This window comes from Mycolicibacterium aubagnense, from assembly GCF_010730955.1.
GTDB lineage: Bacteria > Actinomycetota > Actinomycetes > Mycobacteriales > Mycobacteriaceae > Mycobacterium > Mycobacterium aubagnense.
Genome location: NZ_AP022577.1, coordinates 2,317,628 through 2,335,098, shown reverse-complemented (window position 1 = coordinate 2,335,098; position 17,471 = coordinate 2,317,628). Strand labels below are relative to the sequence as shown.

At 68.0% G+C, this 17,471-nt stretch carries 17 protein-coding genes and 1 pseudogene; 11 read left to right on the top strand and 7 right to left on the bottom strand.

What is annotated here, in order from left to right; translation table 11 throughout:
* Positions 1-5 precede the first annotated feature (5 nt).
* Entirely contained in the window at positions 6-680 is a 675-nt protein-coding gene (locus G6N59_RS11560; RefSeq protein ID WP_138232397.1) for a DsbA family protein, read from the bottom strand.
* A 122-nt stretch (positions 681-802) separates the two neighbouring features.
* Between G6N59_RS11560 and G6N59_RS11555 the strand changes: the two genes are divergently transcribed.
* The 3 genes from G6N59_RS11555 to G6N59_RS11545 all read left to right on the top strand — a co-directional run bounded on the left by G6N59_RS11555 (position 803) and on the right by G6N59_RS11545 (position 3,314).
* Positions 803-1,930, top strand: a complete 1,128-nt coding sequence (locus G6N59_RS11555; RefSeq protein WP_138232396.1) for a glycosyltransferase family 4 protein — start codon at positions 803-805, stop codon at positions 1,928-1,930.
* Between the two features lie 92 nt (positions 1,931-2,022).
* Complete coding sequence (locus G6N59_RS11550; protein WP_138232395.1) at positions 2,023-2,358, top strand: alpha/beta hydrolase; 336 nt, start codon at positions 2,023-2,025, stop codon at positions 2,356-2,358.
* Positions 2,359-2,381: 23 nt separating this feature from the next.
* On the top strand, positions 2,382-3,314 hold the full coding sequence (locus G6N59_RS11545; RefSeq protein WP_138232521.1) for an NADP-dependent oxidoreductase: 933 nt from the start codon (positions 2,382-2,384) through the stop codon (positions 3,312-3,314).
* 169 nt (positions 3,315-3,483) lie between these two features.
* On the opposite strand, the gene G6N59_RS11540 is transcribed toward G6N59_RS11545, so the two are convergent.
* Both G6N59_RS11540 and G6N59_RS11535 read right to left on the bottom strand, forming a co-directional pair.
* Positions 3,484-3,762 carry a hypothetical protein gene (locus G6N59_RS11540; protein WP_138232394.1) on the bottom strand — a complete coding sequence of 93 codons (279 nt, stop codon included), beginning with the start codon at positions 3,760-3,762 and terminating at the stop codon, positions 3,484-3,486.
* Between the two features lie 14 nt (positions 3,763-3,776).
* Entirely contained in the window at positions 3,777-4,601 is an 825-nt protein-coding gene (locus tag G6N59_RS11535) for an SDR family oxidoreductase (protein ID WP_138232393.1), read from the bottom strand.
* Positions 4,602-4,658: 57 nt separating this feature from the next.
* On the opposite strand from G6N59_RS11535, the gene G6N59_RS11530 reads away from it, so the two are divergent.
* From G6N59_RS11530 to G6N59_RS11515, 4 genes are all read left to right on the top strand, one after another.
* Positions 4,659-5,345 (top strand): demethylmenaquinone methyltransferase, encoded by a 687-nt coding sequence (locus G6N59_RS11530; RefSeq protein WP_138232392.1) that lies wholly within the window; start codon positions 4,659-4,661, stop codon positions 5,343-5,345.
* The gene (locus tag G6N59_RS11525; RefSeq protein WP_138232391.1) at positions 5,342-6,277 is read left to right on the top strand and encodes a CobW family GTP-binding protein; all 936 of its coding nucleotides are present in this window, start codon (positions 5,342-5,344) and stop codon (positions 6,275-6,277) included. Before G6N59_RS11530 ends, G6N59_RS11525 begins: the two co-directional genes overlap by 4 nt.
* 44 nt (positions 6,278-6,321) lie before the next feature.
* Complete coding sequence (gene ppnP / locus G6N59_RS11520; RefSeq protein WP_138232390.1) at positions 6,322-6,603, top strand: pyrimidine/purine nucleoside phosphorylase; 282 nt, start codon at positions 6,322-6,324, stop codon at positions 6,601-6,603.
* 79 nt (positions 6,604-6,682) lie between these two features.
* Positions 6,683-7,741, top strand: coding sequence for an alpha/beta hydrolase (locus G6N59_RS11515; RefSeq protein WP_138232389.1), 1,059 nt, complete (start codon positions 6,683-6,685; stop codon positions 7,739-7,741).
* Here G6N59_RS11515 and menJ read toward each other — a convergent pair.
* Complete coding sequence (menJ, locus tag G6N59_RS11510) at positions 7,734-8,984, bottom strand: menaquinone reductase MenJ (RefSeq protein WP_138232388.1); 1,251 nt, start codon at positions 8,982-8,984, stop codon at positions 7,734-7,736. The two genes, G6N59_RS11515 and menJ, sit on opposite strands and share 8 nt — an antisense overlap.
* Positions 8,985-9,005: 21 nt before the next feature.
* On the opposite strand from menJ, the gene grcC1 reads away from it, so the two are divergent.
* From grcC1 to G6N59_RS11495, 3 genes and pseudogenes are all read left to right on the top strand, one after another.
* Complete coding sequence (grcC1, locus tag G6N59_RS11505) at positions 9,006-10,013, top strand: nonaprenyl/(2E,6E)-farnesyl/geranylgeranyl diphosphat synthase (protein WP_163911245.1); 1,008 nt, start codon at positions 9,006-9,008, stop codon at positions 10,011-10,013.
* 102 nt (positions 10,014-10,115) lie between these two features.
* Entirely contained in the window at positions 10,116-10,979 is an 864-nt protein-coding gene (gene htpX / locus G6N59_RS11500) for a zinc metalloprotease HtpX (protein ID WP_138232387.1), read from the top strand.
* Between the two features lie 191 nt (positions 10,980-11,170).
* A pseudogene (locus G6N59_RS11495) lies at positions 11,171-11,329 on the top strand (DUF1326 domain-containing protein); the annotation flags it as partial.
* Between the two features lie 69 nt (positions 11,330-11,398).
* Here the strand turns inward: G6N59_RS11495 and G6N59_RS11490 are convergent.
* Both G6N59_RS11490 and G6N59_RS11485 read right to left on the bottom strand, forming a co-directional pair.
* Positions 11,399-12,838 carry an APC family permease gene (locus G6N59_RS11490; protein WP_138232386.1) on the bottom strand — a complete coding sequence of 480 codons (1,440 nt, stop codon included), beginning with the start codon at positions 12,836-12,838 and terminating at the stop codon, positions 11,399-11,401.
* Between the two features lie 18 nt (positions 12,839-12,856).
* Positions 12,857-14,002 (bottom strand): zinc-binding dehydrogenase, encoded by a 1,146-nt coding sequence (locus G6N59_RS11485; RefSeq protein ID WP_234884402.1) that lies wholly within the window; start codon positions 14,000-14,002, stop codon positions 12,857-12,859.
* A gap of 126 nt (positions 14,003-14,128) precedes the next feature.
* Here G6N59_RS11485 and G6N59_RS11480 point away from each other — a divergent pair, with 126 nt between their 5' ends.
* Positions 14,129-14,722, top strand: coding sequence for a helix-turn-helix domain-containing protein (locus G6N59_RS11480; protein WP_234884401.1), 594 nt, complete (start codon positions 14,129-14,131; stop codon positions 14,720-14,722).
* A gap of 131 nt (positions 14,723-14,853) precedes the next feature.
* Here G6N59_RS11480 and G6N59_RS11475 read toward each other — a convergent pair whose 3' ends face one another.
* Positions 14,854-17,040, bottom strand: coding sequence for a SulP family inorganic anion transporter (locus G6N59_RS11475; RefSeq protein ID WP_138232385.1), 2,187 nt, complete (start codon positions 17,038-17,040; stop codon positions 14,854-14,856).
* Positions 17,041-17,471: the final 431 nt, after the last annotated feature.

Below are 17,471 nucleotides of genomic sequence, written 5' to 3'. Positions count from 1 at the left end.
CCGGATCAGGTGGTCTGCCGGCCGCCGGTCAGCTTGCTCAGCCACCCGTCCTCCTGGATGTCGACCAGGGCATTGGTGGTGAGGTCGTACACCGTGGGTGTGCCCGCTTCTCCCTGGCGGATGTCCTGCAGCCGGGCTTCGTTGGTCTGCGTCATGGCGTCGGTGTCGACGGCATGTTCACCTGACCGGATGGCGGCCACGGCCTCGCCGCTGACGCCGCTGTCGGCGGCCCAGCCCGCGAGCTGTTCGTCCGACGGCGCCGAACCGCCGGGGTTCTGGTGGCCCCAGAGCGTCGCGACGTACGCCTGTAGTGCCGGGGCCGACGTGCCGTGCGTCGCGGCCAGGAACATCGCGCCCGCGACCTTGGCCGAGTAGCCGTCTCCGGTGTCCAGGAAGGTCACCGGGCGGTACGTGACGGTCAGCAGCCCGAGGGTGATCAGGCTTTTCATCTCGGCGCCGTCGGTCTCCTGCAGATGCGCGCAGTGGGTGCACTGCGGCTCGGTGTAGATCTCGATCTGCGCTGGGGCGTCGGGCCGGCCCGCGATGATCCCGAAGCCGTCCGAGGTGAGGGCGATGCCCGGCAGATTCGGGTCGCGCAGTGCCGATCCGGTGACGGTGCGGCCGCAGCCCGTGAGCGCCAGGAGGATGGCCAGGGCCGCGATAAACCGAGGTAGACGCATGCGGCCCCCTTTCTCACCCCGGTGCGACAGACGATACCGGGGGTACCCGAGTTGTGCCGGTCTTCGCGTCGCGTACCCCTGTCGGCAACCTGACGGTCAGGCTGCGCTGCCAGCCTGCAGGTGTGCGAGTTGCGATCGTGGCGGAGTCCTTTCTCCCGAATGTCAACGGCGTCACCAATTCGGTGCTCCGGGTGCTCGAGCATCTCCACCGGAATGGCCATGAAGCACTGGTGATTGCGCCGGACACCCCGCGTGGCGAAGCGCCCGCTGCCGCCGCCCACGGGGATGTTCCGGTGCACCGCATCCCGTCCCGCATGTTCCCCAAGGTGACGTCGTTGCCGCTGGGTGTACCGCGGCCGCGAATGGTGCGGGTACTCCGCGATTTTCGTCCTGACGTGGTTCACCTGGCCTCACCCGCGCTGCTCGGCTACGGCGGCCTGCAGGCCGCGCGCTTCCTCGGCATCCCGACCGTCGCGGTGTTCCAGACCGACATCGCCGGATTCGCCCAGAGCTACGGCGTCGGCATGATGACGAGCGCGGCGTGGGCGTGGAACCGGCATCTGCACTCACGGGCCGACCGGACTCTCGCGCCGTCCAGCGCGACGATGGAAGACCTTGTTGCCCATCGTATTCCGCGCGTTTACAAGTGGGGTCGCGGCGTCGACGTGACAGGCTTCGCGCCGTCGGCCCGCAGCGCCGCGCTGCGGGTGCAGTGGTCACCCGACGGCAAACCCGTGGTGGGCTTCGTGGGTCGGTTGGCTCCCGAGAAGCACGTCGAGCGCCTGGCCGCGCTGGCCGGGCGGAACGATCTGCAGATCGTGGTGGTCGGCGACGGCATCGACCGCGTCAAGCTCGAAAAGCTGCTGCCGACGGCGGTTTTCACCGGTGCGCTGTACGGTCCGGAGCTGGCCACGGCCTACGCCAGCATGGACGTTTTCGTGCACCCGGGCGAACACGAGACGTTCTGCCAGGCGGTGCAGGAGGCCATGGCGTCGGGTCTGCCGGTGATCGCCCCGGACGCCGGTGGCCCGCGTGATCTGGTGACGCCGATGCATACCGGATTGCTCTTGCCGGTACCGGATTTCGAGGCGTCCCTCCCGGCCGCCGTCGATCACCTGCTGGCCGAACGGCCCCGCTACTCGGTGGCCGCCCGCCGCAGCGTACTGGGCCGCACCTGGCCCGCCGTGTGCGACCAGCTGCTGGGCCACTACGCCGCCGTGCTCGGCGAGCGCCGCGCCCTCGCGGCGTAGTACTTCTCTCCCGCGAGCGTGCGTGTTTGCCTGCGACACGCCGTATTTGGTGTGCACAAACGTCTCGCTCGCTGCCGGTGAAGGTGACGAATGTGTACGCATTCAGCGGCGTGCCGTGCGCAGACACGCACACTCGCGGGGGCTTGCCGGCGGCCACGTCGCGGCCGCGGTGGCGATCGACCCGGCGCTGGGTAACCCGGCCCCGATCGGCCGAGCGCGGTCCGCTGTTGCTGACCTCGGGCACCGAAGACCACACGGTGCCATTGAAAGTCACCAAGCAGGTCTACATGATGTATGCGAAAGGACGGTCGGACACCGAGTTCCACGAGTTCGAGGGTCGCGGGCACTCCCTGACCATCGACGCAGGGTGGCGTGACGTGGCCGACGTGGTGCTGAAGTGGTTCGAGCGCAAGGGGTTTCTGAGATGACCACCATGGCTGTACCCGCCACTATGACGGCGATGCGCGCACACCACCGCGGCGGCCCCGAGGTCCTTGTCGTCGAGCAGGCACCGGTCCCGACGCCTGCTCCCGGCGAGGTGCTGGTCGCGGTGCACGCCGCTGCCATCACCTTCGACGAGCTCACGTGGGACGAAACTTGGGAACGCGACGGCGTCGACCGCACGCCCGTCATCCCGTCGCACGAGGCGTCGGGGGTGGTCGCCGCGGTCGCCGACGGAGTCACCGACTTCGCAGTGGGCGACGAGGTGTACGGCCTGATCCCGTTCGATCGTGACGGGGCCGCCGCCGACTACGTGGCGGTGCCTGCCTCGGACCTGGCGTCGCGGCCCCGGTCCGTCCCGCACACCGTCTCGGCGGCCCTGCCGCTCGCCGGACTCACCGGGTGGCAGGCACTGGTCGACCACGCCCGCGTGCAGCCCGGGGAACAGGTCCTCGTACACGGCGGGGCCGGCGGCGTCGGGGCCTTCGTGGTGCAGCTGGCCGTCGCGCTGGGCGCCGATGTCACCACTACTGTGCGCAGCGACGAAGCTCGCGACAGGGCCGCGGGCTTCGGTGCGACCCGCATCATCGACACGCGCGTCGAGCCGTTCGACGGCCCCGACGCCGTCTACGACGTCGTCATCGACACCATCGGCGGGTCGACGCTGGAGCGATCCTTCGAGGTGATCCGCCCCGGAGGGCGGCTGGTTACGTTGTCGGCGCCCCCGTCTCAGAGCCGCGCAGAGGCCTTCCAGATCGAGGCCATGTTCTTCATCGTCGTGCCCGACCGGCAGCAGCTGGCGCGTCTCGCCGAACTGGTCGACGCGGGAGAGTTGCACGTCGTGATCGCCGGTACCTACCCGCTGGCCGACGGACCAGCCGCCTTCGAAAGCGGCCGTGGCCTACACCGCCCCGGCAAAACCGTTATCACCGTTCGTGATTGAAGGACCAGTCACGTCCGACCTTGAGCAGAGCCATCACCGACCGGGGCTTGCGGTACTGCGCAATGGGGAATTCTTCCGGGCTCCCATGACGGGCATTGTCTGTATGCACCGGGATCTCGACCACGTCGCTCTGGACCACAACTTCGTCTTCAAAACTGCCTGAGCCGGTTCAGGACTCATCATGCACGAGGTCGTAAACGTACGAGCGGTCGTCATTGCGACTCACCCACGCACCCGCGGGCGGCAGGTAGCCGAACCCCGCGTGGTCGAACGGGCGACTCGATACCGCACCTGACTCCGTGCACACCACCCACCCGAAGTGCGGCAGTCGCCGGCACCAGACATCCAGGTCGACTCGTTTGAACGACGGAAACCCATGTGCCACGCCGTCTTCGGCGAACTCATAGGTCAACCCATCGCCCCGTCGGACGAACTTCAATCCCGCCATCCCGGTTCCTTCCATCAGCCCTGGGCGAGCTCGGACACCGGCTGCCACTCTTCCCAGGTGCGCAACCGATTTTCATAGTCGGCCTTCGCGATCTGCAGTGGTGCGCTACCGAAAAACACTCGCAGTGGCGGCTTCTCGGCATCGACCACCTTGAGCACCGCGGCAGCCGACGCCTCCGGGTTGCCCGGTACGGCGTTGCGCTCGCCGCGCCAGCGCGCGACGTCGGCGCGTAGTCCGTCGTACTCCGGCAGCTCCGTGGTCCGCTGGGCCGACGCGCCGCCCCAATCGGTGGAGAAGCCGCCCGGCTCGATCAGCGTGACGTGGATCCCGAACCGCTCCACCTCGGCGGCCAGCGACTGCGAGAAACCCTCCAGCGCCCACTTGGACGCGTGGTAGGCACCCAGTCCCGCGAACGCGCTGATGCCACCGATCGACGACACCTGGATGATGTGGCCGCTGCCCTGCTCGCGCAGGTACGGCAGGGCCGCTTGCGTGATCCACAGCGCGCCGAAGACGTTGGTTTCGATCTGGTCCCGGGCCTCGGCCTCGGACAGCTCCTCGATGAAGCCGAACTGGCCGTAGCCCGCGTTGTTGACGACGACGTCCAGCCGGCCGAAGTGCTCGTGTGCGGTTTTCACCGCGGCGAAGTCGGCGTCGCGGTCGGTGACGTCGAGCGCGATCGGCAGCAGCGCGTCGCTGTACTCGGCCACCAGCTCGTCGAGCGTCGACACGTCCCGCGCCGTCGCTGCCACCTTGTCGCCGCGCTTCAGCGCCGCGATCGTCCACTCCCGGCCGAAGCCGCGCGATGTCCCCGTGATGAACCAGACCTTTGCACCCATGCGGCTTACAGCTCCCATGGTCGTCGTTGCATTCCCGAGGCCGGTAGCGTCATATCTGTGAGCCGCGCGTCATTGGAGAAGAATCCGCACGAGGTGGCGTCGATGTTCGACGGCGTCGCCCGCCGCTACGACATCACCAACACCGTGCTGTCGATGGGGCAGGACCGATTCTGGCGGCGGCAGACGCGCGCGGCGCTGGGCATCGGCCCGGGTGACAAGGTCTTGGACCTGGCGGCCGGGACCGCGGTGTCCACCGTCGAGCTCGCGACGTCAGGCGCGTGGTGCGTGGCCTGCGACTTCTCGGTCGGCATGCTGGCCGCCGGCGCGTCCCGGGATGTGCCAAAGGTGGCCGGCGATGCCACCAAACTGCCGTTCGACGACGGCGTGTTCGACGCGGTGACCATCAGCTTCGGGCTGCGCAACGTCGTCGACTTCAGCGCCGGCCTGCGCGAGATGGCCCGCGTGACCCGGCCGGGCGGCCGCCTGGTGGTATGCGAGTTCTCCACGCCCACCAACCGCCTGTTCGCCACGGCCTACAAGGAGTACCTGATGAAGGCGCTCCCGACGATGGCCACCGCGGTGTCGTCCAACCCCGAGGCGTACGTCTACCTCGCCGAGTCGATCCGGGCCTGGCCCGATCAAGACGATCTGGCCCGCCAGATCGAGGCCGCCGGCTGGTCGCAGGTGCGGTGGCGCAACTTGACCGGGGGGATCGTCGCGCTGCACGCCGCTGTCAAGCCGTGAGCGTTCCCGTCCTCGCCGTCGCCGGCTTTCTCGGCGCGGGCAAGACCACACTGCTGAACCACCTACTGCGCAATGGCCGCGGGGTGCGAATCGGGGTGCTGGTCAACGACTTCGGAGCGGTCAATATCGACGCGATGTTGGTCGCCGGTCAGGTCGATGCGATGGCGTCGCTGACCAACGGCTGCATCTGCTGTGTCGCCGAGGACGGTGAGGTCGCCGAGATGCTGGGCAAGCTGGCAGCGGTGCGCCCGGCCCTGGATTTGATCGTGGTGGAGGCCAGCGGGGTCGCCGAGCCGCCCGCCGTGGCGCGGACCATCATGACCGCCGACTCGCAGGACTTCCACTACGCCGGCCTGGTGCTGGTGGTCAACGGATGCGAGCCGGAGTTCGGGCACGGCCTGCCCGTTGCCGACCTCGTCGTGCTGAACTGGGCCGGCGACGCCACCGACGTCGAGGACGTGGTGGCCCGCATCCGCGCCCAGAACCCGCGAGTTCCGGTGCAGCCCACCGATTTCGCGCGGATCGACCCGACGCTGCTCATCGACGTCCCGCAGCGCGCCCCGCGGGCCCAGCTGTCGTTCGACGAGTTGCTGCATGACGACCACGATCACGAACATCCCGTCTACCAGACCGTCGAGTACACCACCGACGACGTGCTGAATCCGCGCCGGCTGCTGGCGCTGCTGCGGGACCGACCTGTTGGTCTTTATCGCGCAAAGGGTTTCGTCGATTTCGGAGCCGGACACCGGTACCTGTTGCAGCTGGTGGGTGGTTCGCTGCGGCTGCAGAAACGTCGCGGGACGGGCACCCAGCTGGTGTGCATCGGCACCGGCATGGACACCGACGCGGTGCGTGCGGCGCTGCACGAATGTGCAACCGAACCCGCGGACGAGAATGCGATCCTCGGGGTCCACAAATACGTGGTGCAGTAGGCCCCCGATATCCTGACCGCTCACCTGAGTTCGAGGAGCCGCAGTTGTTCAAGGTCAATGAGTACTTCGATGGTGCCGTGACGTCAGTCGCATTCACCGCACCGGAAGGGCCGGCGACCGTCGGTGTCATGGCTGTCGGCGAATACGAATTCGGCACCTCCAGCCTGGAGATCATGCGCGTGGTGTCCGGCGCCCTGACCGTCAAGCTGCCCGGCAGCGACGAGTGGGAGACCTTCGCCGCCGGAACGAAATTCACCGTGCCGGCCGACAGCAAGTTCGGCGTGCGCGTCGAGGTCGAGACCGCCTACCTCTGCGAATACCGGTAACGTTCCGCTTCCGGTGAACGTGGTCGCGACTTTTCGCAAAAGTCGCGACCACGTTCGCGTTCGGCACCAAAATGGGGCCATGCCTTACGGACGCCTCGCTGACCCTGACTGCACCATCGGCACCGATCCGCGCGCTGACCCGCGCATGGTCAAGGCGCTCGCCGCCTTCGGGATGGACGGCCGGCTACCGGAAGTCGACCTGACGGTCGACGCCCCGCTGCCGCAGCGCCTGGAATTCGTGGCATTCGCCGAGCAGGGGACCGGCGCCGTACTCAAGATGTTCGGCGAGCAGGCACCCGCCGCCGCGGGCGTCACCACCACGACCACCACCATCACGGGCGTCGACGGTAACGACATCACGCTGTTCATCAGCCGGCCCACCGACGCCGACGGGCCATTGCCGGGCCTCGTGCACCTGCACGGCGGCGGCATGGCGATCTGCAGCGCCGCCGACATCCAGTACGTCCGGCTGCGCGAAAACCTCGCGGCCGCAGGCCTCGTCGTCATCGGCGTCGAGTTCCGCAACTCGGGCGGTGCGCTCGGCCCGCACCCGTTCCCGGCCGGGTTGAACGACTGCGTGGCCGGCGTCCGGTGGACCGCAGCGCACAAGGACGAGCTCGACATCAGCCACCTGATCGTGGCGGGGGAGTCCGGCGGGGGCAACCTGACCCTGACGGTCGCGCTGAAAGCCAAGCGGGAAGGCTGGATCGGCGAGATCGCCGGCGTCTACGCCCAGTGCCCCTACATCTCCAACCGGTGGCTGGAGGACACCGACGAGTTGCCGTCGCTGCGCGAGAACGACCAGTACTTCATCAGCCGCCTGCAGCTGGCGTTGCTCGGTTCGGTCTACGACCCGGACCAGGAGCACGCGCAGGACGGCACCTGCTGGGCCGCGGAGGCCACCGATCTGGAGCTGGAAGGCCTTCCGCCGCATATCATTTCGGTCAACGAACTCGATCCGCTGCGCGACGAGGGCCTGATCTACTACCGGCGGCTGGCGGCGGCCGGCGTCAGCGTCGCCGGCCGGATCGTTGCCGGCACCTGCCACGCCGGTGACATCCTGCTCGCCGGTGCCATGCCGGACGTGTTCGCCACCACCGTCCGCGACATCGTCGGTTTCGCGCGGTCGCTCAGCTGAACGGCTTGCGCTGATCCAGCCGGCGCGAGCCCCGGCCCGCGCGGCGCCAGATGCGGGCGATCATGTCGGTGTCCTCTTCGGTCACCAGGTTGCCCATGGCCCGGACCGCGACCGTCATCAGATACTGCGACCGCATCGCAACCGGCCCCGTCAAAGGCAGGAACTTCGGCAGGGTCAACAGGATTGCCAGTCGGCGGGCCACCGAAAACCCCGCGGCGTAGTGCTCCTGCAGCACCGCCGGCCACGCCAGGCTCAGGTCACCCGAACCCAGGAGGTCCGCGGCCAGCCGTCCGGTCTCCAGGCCGTAGTCGATGCCTTCGCCATTGAGCGGGTTGACGCACGCGGCCGCGTCGCCGATCAGCATCCAGTTCGGTCCCGCCACCCCGGACACCGCGCCGCCCATCGGCAGTAGGGCCGACTTGGCCAGCCGCGGCTGACCCTCGAAGCCCCACTCGTCGCGGCGCAGGTTCGTGTAGTGGGCGAGCAGCGGGCGCAGCGCGGCATCGGCCGGCCGCTTCTCGGTGGCCAGCGCACCCACACCGATGTTCACGTCCCCGTTGCCCAGCGGGAAAATCCAGCCGTAGCCCGGCAGGATGGCGCCTTTCCCGTCGCTTCGCTCGCCCCGGATGCCTTCGGGTGAGCGCAGCTCCAGGTGCGACGTGATCCACGGCTCGGCGTGCCGCGGCGTCTCGAGGTACGCGCGGATCGCCACCCCGTACACGGTCTCCTGATGCCACTCGCGGCCAAGCGCCCGGCCCAGCGTCGAGCGGGCGCCGTCGGCCACGATGAGTTCGCTGCAGCTCACCGCTTGCCCGTCGTCGAGCGTCAGCGTGCACACCCGGCCGGTGGCGTCGTGCTCGACCCCGACGGCCTTGACGCCCAGCAGCATCTTCGCGCCGGAGTCGGCGGCGACCTGACGAATCCGGTCGTCGAGCTCGGTGCGGGGCACCGCGCTGCTGGTGGCCGGGAATGACGGCCCCGGCCAGCGCACCTCGCGCTGCGCGCCGAACCCGGCGAGCCGCAGACCGTGATGGCTGACGCGGCCCTCGAGCCACTCGCCGAGCCCCAGCCCGCGCAGTTCGGCGATGGCCCGCGGGGTCAGGCCATCGCCGCAGGCCTTGTCCCGGGGGAACTGCGCGGAGTCGATGACCAAGACGTCGCGGCCACGGCGCGCCGCCCAGGCGGCAGCAGCGGAACCTGCCGGCCCGGCTCCGACCACGACCACATCTGCGTGCACGACCATGCCGCCCAGTATGTTGGACCCATGAAGACACCAGCGACAGTGGTCGCGGGCGTGGACTTTGGTGACGCCGCCTTCGCCGCGCAGGTTCGTGACGCGGTGGCGCGTATCGAAGACCTCATGTCGACCGAGCTGGGCAAAGCCGACGAGCTGATGGCCGAGGCCGTCCAGCACCTCTTCCAGGCCGGCGGCAAGCGGTTCCGTCCGCTTTTCACCGTGCTGTCGGCGTCGCTGGGACCCGATCCCGACAACAACGACGTCGCGATCGCCGGCGCCGTCATCGAGCTGGTACACCTGGCGACGCTGTATCACGACGACGTCATGGACGAGGCCCAGGTGCGGCGCGGCGCGGACAGCGCCAACGCGCGCTGGGGGAACAACATCGCGATCCTGGCCGGTGACTACCTGTTTGCCACCGCCTCGCGCCTGGTGTCCCGGCTGGGACCGGACGCGGTCCGCGTCATCGCCGATACGTTCGCCCAGCTCGTGACGGGCCAGATGCGTGAGACCCGCGGCGCCGTCGAAGGCGCCGACCCCGTCGAGCACTACCTGAAGGTCGTGTACGAAAAGACCGCCTGCCTGATCGCGGCGTCCGGCCGCTTCGGTGCGACGTTCTCGGGCGCCGGCGAAGACCAGATCGAGCGACTCAGCCGGCTCGGCGGCATCGTCGGCACGGTCTTCCAGATTTCCGACGACATCATCGACATCGACAGCGATCCTGACGAGTCGGGCAAGGTGCCGGGCACCGACCTGCGCGAAGGCGTGCACACCCTGCCGGTGCTGTATGCACTGCGCGGCTCCGGGTCCGACGGCGACCGGCTGCGCGAGCTGCTGGCCACACCCATCGACAACGACGGCGACCTCGCCGAGGCACTGGGGTTGCTGCGGGCGTCGGAGGGCATGGCCGAGGCCAAGCGCACCGTTCACCGGTTCGCCGCTGACGCTCGCGCCGAGCTGGACAATCTCCCTGACCTGCCGGGCCGGCTGGCCCTGCGCAACCTGGTCGAGTACACCGCGGACCGCCACGGCTGACCGCCGATCGGGATACCGCGGAACCAGGTGCTGTCCGCCGAGCGTTGATTTGCAGTGAGTTGGACTGTGCTGAGCACTGACTGCGCTTGGAGGAGGTAGCCGATGACGTGGAATCCCCACGCGAACACCGTGAAGACGTTCGCGCTGCTCGTGGGCTTCTCGACGCTCATCGTGCTGATCGGCTCGTTGTTCGGCAAGAACATCATGTACCTCGCGGTGCTGTTCGCCATCGGCATGAACGCCTACGTCTACTTCAACAGCGCCAAGATGGCGTTGCGGGCCATGCACGCGCAGCCGGTGAGCGAGATGCAGGCGCCCGCGATGTACCGGATCGTCCGCGAGTTGGCCACCACGGCGCGCCAGCCGATGCCGCAGCTGTACATCAGCGACACCGCCGCCCCTAATGCGTTCGCCACGGGGCGCAATCCCCGGAATGCCGCCGTGTGCTGCACCACGGGCATCCTGAACCTTCTCAGCGAGCGCGAACTGCGCGCGGTGCTGGGGCATGAGCTGTCGCACGTCTACAACCGCGACATCCTGATCTCCTGCGTCGCGGGCGCCATGGCGTCGGTGGTGACCGCGTTGGTCAACGTGGCGTACTTCATCGGCATGTTCGGCGGCGACCGTGACGATCGGCCCAATCCCTTTGTTCTGCTGGTTCTTTCGATCGTCGGCCCGTTGGCCGCGACCATCATCCGGCTCGCGGTGTCCCGGTCGCGCGAGTACCAGGCCGACCAGTCGGGCGCCGAGCTGACGGGTGACCCGCTGGCGCTGGCCAGCGCGCTGCGCAAGATCACTGCCGGGGTGCAGCAGGCGCCGCTGCCGCCTGAGCCGCAGCTGGCCGACCAGGCCCACCTGATGATCGCCAACCCGTTCCGGGCCGGCGAGAAGATCGGCAAGCTCTTCTCGACCCACCCGCCCATCGAGGACCGGATCGCGCGCCTGGAGCGCATGGCCGGGCGATAGCGCGCCCGCTTCTGTGCGACGACTGGCGTGAGCCGCGCACGTGGCCGGGATTACCGACATGTTCGGTCTGGCGCGGTCAACTTTCATTGACGGTCAAACGGAACAACTCGCGATCCTGACCGCAGGGCGATTTCCAAGGCGGAATTCCGCCACCCAGTCAGGCTCGCTACAGAGAGGATTCAGCAATGACGGTGGCGACGTGGGGCGTCGTCAAGCAGGCTGACGCCGTGGGCTTCGACTTCTCCCGCGAGTACCTCGGCGCCTCCAGCAAGCACTTCCCGTTCGACTGGCGGCCCGACGGTGAAGTGCCTGGTGCAGTCCAGGTGTCGGGCTCGTGCTGCTGCAGCTGACGCGCAACGAGACGGCCCGGGTGCGCTCTGCACACCCAGGCCGTCATCGGCAATCAGCTCGTCGACTACTCAGCCAATCCCTTCGAGGGTCTCCACATCGCTGGTGCCGATGGCCGAAATCACTTCGGGTGAGCGGCGACTCAGGTACCAGTACCACGCCAGCGCCGCAGCCACAGTGGCGATGAACAGCCACGGGATGACGTTGAGCGGGTACGCCGGGACCGGATACACGTTGGCGTAGAACACATATGCCATCGACACGATGGCCACGACGGCGGCCGGCCACACCAGCGGAACCTGGGCGCCGATGCTGCGCAGGAACACCACGGCGGCGAGCGCTGCCGCCGCGTACGCGACCATGTAGCCGTAGGTTCCGTAGGTGTCCACCCATGTCACGACATTCATCGCGTCTACGCCGAACAGGTACATCACCACCGGCACGGCGATCACGAGCGGGCCAACCGAGACCAGCGCGCGGTGCGGGGTCAGATGGGTGGGGTGGGTCCGCCCGATCGACGCCCCGACGACACCCTCCTTGCCCATCACGTACAGGATTCGGCCGACGACGTTCATGGGTGCGACCACGACGGCGAAAAACGATGCGGCGATACCGAAGTTGAGGATCGGGTTGAACCACGTCGGCATGCCGACCAGAGTCGCGATGTCGTCGAGCGGTTGCGCGGATTCGCCCAGCGCCGGACCGAGGGCGGCCACCTGCGTGTAGGCCGCGAACACGTACAGCACGCCGACGCCGGCCGCGCTCCACATGATTGCGCGCGGCACCGCGCGGTAGGGATCCTTGGCCTCACGGGCCAGGGCATCCGAGCTGGAGAAGCCGACGAAACCGAGGATCGCCAGCACCATGCCGACCACGATGCCCGACGGCTTGACGCCAGTGAGTTCGAACTGAGCGGCGTCGAAGGCACGGCCGCCCAGGTGCACCAGGGTGACCACCAGCAGCAGCGTGATGATGGACACCGAAACCAGTTCAAGCACAAGGGAAACCCGCGCAGACAAGCGGATGCCGCGAATCGTGAACAAGGTCGCCAGCGTGCCGAGTACTACTGCCAGCGCGATCTGTGCCGCCGTGCCGTGTACCGAGATGCCGAGCTGGTTCAGCACGGTCGCGGTGTAGGCGACCGACCCACTGAGTGAGCCGGCGGCGATACCGAAGCAACCGATCAGCAGGCTGACACCGGTCAGGTAGGCGCCGAACGGGCCGAGCGCCGTCGCCGCGTAGCTGTAGAGAGAGCCCGCCGATGAGCGGCGCTTGGCGAACTGTGAGATGCAGTAGCCGACCGAGAGGATGACCACGGTTGCCAGCGCGAAGGAGGCCCAGGTGCCGTTGCCTGCGGTCGTGTAGATAGCCGCGGCGGTGAACGCGATGACCGCGCTCGGCGCGATGTTGGCGATTGCCTGGGCGGCGAGTTCGCCGCCACCCATCACGCCGCGCCGCAATCCGGCATCGCCGGGTGCGACGTCGGGGCCCGTCTGAATATCTTCGGACACTGGGGTTCTCGTTTCTTGTCAGGCGGACGGGATGAGGAGTTGGCGCAATGCGTGACCCGCGGCGAGGTCGTCGAGCGCGGCCGCGGCTTCGTCGAGCGGGCGGCGACCGGAGATCATCGAGGCGAGATCGAGATTGCCCGCGATGACCTCGTCGACCAGGGCGGGGATGTCGCGCTCGGGTACCGCGGAGCCGTAGTTGGATCCCAGGATTCGTCGATCGCCCTCGGCGAGGCTCAGCGGGTCGAAACTCGCGCGTTCACCCTGCGGGGGCAGGCCGACGATGACGGCCGCGCCGCCGAGGCCGAGCGCGGCGATGGCTTGTTCGATGGTGATGATCTTGCCGATTGCGTCGAACACATAGTCGTATCCGTCCGCGACCACGTCCCGCAGCGCCGCCACCACGTCTGCGGCGGCCGACGCATCGACCGCGTCGGTGGCGCCGAGTTTGCGTGCCAGATCGAGCTTTTCGGCGACGACGTCGACCGCGACGATGCGCGAGGCTCCGGCCAGCCGGGCGCCCTGCACGCAGGCCAGGCCCACACCACCGCAGCCGATCACCGCGACGGTCGAACCGGGTTGCACCTCAGCGGTATTGCGCACTGCGCCCACGCCGGTGGCGATTGCGCAGCCCACGATCGCGATGTCTTCCAGCGGCGCGTCCTTGCGCACCTTGACCGCACCGCTGCGCGGGACCACGACCTCTTCCGCGTAGGACGAGACGCCCAAGTAGTGGTGAATCGTGCCGCGCTCGTTGGACAGTCGCGTGGTGCCGTCGTACAGCGTCCCGCCGGCGGCCACTACGGACGCGACCAGCGAGCACTGTGCGGGTCGGCCCGCCCCGCAGGCGCGGCATGCGCCGCAGCCGGGCACCCAGCTCAGCACGACGTGGTCGCCGGGCTCGAGATCCTCGACGCCCGAGCCGATTGCGGTGACTACTCCAGAGCCTTCATGGCCGAGCACCACTGGCGCGGGTACATCCCAGGCACGCGTGGTGACATGCAGGTCGGAGTGGCACACGCCGGCGGCCGCGATCTTGACTCGGACCTCGCCCGGGCCGGGCGCCGCCAGTACCACCTCCTCGATGGAGATTGCTCCGATGCCGTCGAACACCGCGGCGCGGATCCTTGTCACGTCGTGCTGGTGGTCGGTTTCAGATGAGGACACCGCGTGCCTTTCTGTGTTTTGGGAGGCAACACCGCGTGTAGGGTTCAATCCCATAAAACGCTGAAGGTGTTTTACACCACTAAACGAATTGCCGTCAATGGCGCGGGAGGGATCGGGAGGGATTGAGTGAGGGAAGGGGAGGAGACCGGAATGGGCCGCGCCGGGGCGCGGCTTCGGGAGTTCCGCACCCAGCGCGGGTTGAGTCTCAGCGAGGCGGCGACCAGGGCCGAGGTGACAAAAGGCTTTCTCAGTCTGGCCGAGCGGGGCAGGACCAACGTGTCGGTGCCGGTTCTGATCCGCATCTGCGATGCCTTGGGCATCGGAATCGGCGATCTCTTCGAGTACCCGGCCGCGCCGATAGTCCGCAGCGGCGCGGGGGCGCCCCTGGAAATGGGTGGCCACGACGTCCGTGAAGAACTGCTCACCCCGAAGACCGAACGGCACGTGCAGGTGATGCACACCGTGATGCGACCCGGTGGCGGGTCAGGCGGCGCCTACCGGCTCGATGCCACAACGATTTTCGTGTACGTCCTCAAGGGCGGGCTCAGCATCACCATCGATGGGCAGACCACATTGCTGGACAGTGGCGACAGCATGACCTTCGGGGCGACCCAGCTCCACGATTGGCACAACCCGACCGACGGCGAGGCCGAGGTGCTCTGGACGATCGCGCCGCCGGTCGGGGCCGAGGACTTCAGCGCCGCGGTCCGCGGCGGCTGAGGGGCTGTGCCGCCGGTTCCGTCGGCGCCGCAACGCACAGAAGTGGCTGACGCGCAACGCAACTGAGGCGAAACGCGACGGCCCGGGTGCGCACTGCACACCCGGGCCGTCATCGGCAATCAGCTTGTCGGCTACTCAGCCACTTCGGCCAGCTCGACCAGGCGGTCCACGCCGACCGCCGTCACCCGCAGGGCGGCTGCGGTGCCGATGTCGTAGAACAAGCCGATCACCTCGAGCTCGCCGGCGCGGTACCGCTCCCGGACCAGCGGGTGGGCGGCCAGGCTCTGCGTCTGCAGCGCGACGTTGACGATCGACAGCTGGTCGACGATGCCGAACCCCTCGTCGGCCGCGGCCTGTGCCACGGGATGACGGCCCTCGTCGAAGGCGCGCAGCGTGACGTCGCCGTGCGCCAGCCAGGTGTGCAGGTGCTCGTCGTGGCCGTGATCGCCGCTCAGCACCGCGGTCATGGCACCGCAGCTGGAGTGGCCGCACACCACGATCGAGGAGACCTGCAGCACGTCGACCGCGAAGGCGATGGCCGCTTCGATCGAGGCGTCGGCGCGTCCCTCCGGAATCATGTTTCCGACGTTGCGGACCGTGAGCAGGTCGCCGGGGCCGCTGCTGGTGATCACGTTGGGCACGACTCGCGAGTCGACGCAGGTGATGAACAGCGTCTGCGGCGTCTGGGTGTGGACCAGCTCTTCCATGTGCGGGCGCAGCATCGGTGCGGTGCGACGGTGGTAGGCCTCCAGACCCTCCATGACGGAGTTGGTCTGCGGCTGCGACTTCCATGGGACGACACCGGACCGCTTGTCGAACGGGGTGAAGGTGCGGGTGGGCGGGCCGGCCGCCGCGTTGTGCAGTTCGGCGGTGCCGTGCTCATGGATCTCGACGGAGCCACCGCCGGAGACGTGCTGGCGCTTCCATGCGTCGATGGTCTCGTGGGCGGCGTGGTCGATGAAGTCGACCGACAACTCGATCGTGACGTCGGAGCCGGTCGGCACCGAGGCGAGCGCCGCCGTGAGGCGTGGCAGCGACAGGAAGCTGACGGAGCCCTCGATCACGATGCGCCAGTCGTTGCCGGCAATGTGCTCGGTGACGATCTTGGCGCGGATCACGCGCCACACGGTCAGGGCGACCGCCAGGGCAAGTCCGATCAGTACACCCTCGAGCAGGTTGAGGAAGACGACGCCGAGCACCGTGATCGCGTAGACCGCGATATCGCCTGTGCGCCGGGCGGTTTCGATGTGCGCCTTCTTGACCAGCTGGCAGCCGATGACGATCAGCAGGCCGGCCAGCGCGGACGTCGGGATCATCTGTGCCAGGCCGGCGAACGGCACCGCGAACAACAGAATCCAGACACCGTGCAGGATCGCGGAAGCCCGGGTCTTGGCGCCGGCCACCACGTTGGTCGAGCTGCGCACGATGACGCCGGTGACGGGCAGGCCGCCGATGGCGCCGGAGATGGCGTTGGCCGCGCCCTGGCCGATGAGCTCCCGATCGAAGTTGGTACGGGGACCGTTGTGCATGCGATCGACCGAGACCGCCGACAGCAGACTCTCGACGCTGGCGATGAGGGCGACGGTCAGCACGCCGGCGATGACGCCGTCCCAGTCACCCGTGGGCAGGGTGGGCAGCGACAGCGAGTCCAGCAGCGAGCCGTTGATCTGAATGCGCTTGACGTCGAACGGCAGCAGGACGGAGAGCGCTGTCACGCCGACGATCGCGACCAGCGGAGCGGGGATCCGGTTGATCGGGGCCGGCACCCAGCGCCACGCCACCAGCGTGACGATGACCAGCATGCCGAGCAGGAAGCCGGGTCCGTGGATGTTCATCACCTGGGCGGGCAGCTGCTCGATGTTCTCCCACGCGCTGCTGTTGGACTTGCCGCCCAGCAGCACGTGCATCTGCTGCAGCGCGATGGTGATGCCGATACCGGCCAGCATGGCGTGCACGACGACAGGGGAGATGGCCAGCGCCGCGCGGGCCACCCGGCTCAAGCCGAACAGGATCTGCAGAATGCCGGCGCCGACGGTGATGGCACATGTCGCTGCCCAACCGAATTCGGCGATCAGTCCGGCCACGATGACGGTGAGGCCGGCGGCCGGCCCGCTCACCTGCAGCGGCGAGCCGCCGAGCGCACCGGCGACGATGCCGCCGACGATGGCGGCGATGATGCCGGCCAGGATCGGCGCGTTAGATGCGACGGCGATGCCGAGCGACAGTGGCAATGCCACCAGGAATACGACAAGTGACGCAGGCAGGTCGTAGCGCAGTATGGCGCGCAAACCCTTTGCCGGCGGGGCGGTTTCTAGCATGCCTAGGTTTCCGTTCTCCGATGGTTGTCCGGTGGACACATGTGCAGATACGCGGCGCGGGTTTCGGCCCGCGCGCCCGCCGACGCCATTGTCGATTGAACATGTTGCGACACAACATGTTTCATACTGTCTCGGCGGTCGCCGATGACAGGTTGCGCCAATTGCTAAGTGCGAGAGTATTTATCGCCCGACGAGGCCGCAAGGCGGGGACGGGTACGCATAGAGAACGCAAATTTTCTTGCCGCGCGGAAGCGTTGATCGGTTTCCGATCCTCGGCCACGGGCCGGTGCGGGCCCCGCCGGTATGCTCGAGATCGATGACCGGTTGGTCAAAATTGCTGTATTACAACGACTCTCATGCATCACATTGGGCCGTTCAAGTGACGTGGGTCATAGGTGGGGACTAATATTTGAACTCGGCATGAACGCAGT

What these genes read in the sequence shown, in the direction of transcription:
- G6N59_RS11560 (WP_138232397.1), bottom strand. Translation starts at nt 680, where the DNA reads ATGCGTCTACCTCGGTTTATCGCGGCCCTGGCCATCCTCCTGGCGCTC.
- G6N59_RS11545 (WP_138232521.1), top strand. Translation starts at nt 2,382, where the DNA reads ATGACGGCGATGCGCGCACACCACCGCGGCGGCCCCGAGGTCCTTGTC.
- G6N59_RS11540 (WP_138232394.1), bottom strand. Translation starts at nt 3,762, where the DNA reads ATGGCGGGATTGAAGTTCGTCCGACGGGGCGATGGGTTGACCTATGAG.
- G6N59_RS11535 (WP_138232393.1), bottom strand. Translation starts at nt 4,601, where the DNA reads ATGGGTGCAAAGGTCTGGTTCATCACGGGGACATCGCGCGGCTTCGGC.
- G6N59_RS11515 (WP_138232389.1), top strand. Translation starts at nt 6,683, where the DNA reads ATGCCTTACGGACGCCTCGCTGACCCTGACTGCACCATCGGCACCGAT.
- menJ (WP_138232388.1), bottom strand. Translation starts at nt 8,984, where the DNA reads ATGGTCGTGCACGCAGATGTGGTCGTGGTCGGAGCCGGGCCGGCAGGT.
- grcC1 (WP_163911245.1), top strand. Translation starts at nt 9,006, where the DNA reads ATGAAGACACCAGCGACAGTGGTCGCGGGCGTGGACTTTGGTGACGCC.
- htpX (WP_138232387.1), top strand. Translation starts at nt 10,116, where the DNA reads ATGACGTGGAATCCCCACGCGAACACCGTGAAGACGTTCGCGCTGCTC.
- G6N59_RS11475 (WP_138232385.1), bottom strand. Translation starts at nt 17,040, where the DNA reads ATGCTAGAAACCGCCCCGCCGGCAAAGGGTTTGCGCGCCATACTGCGC.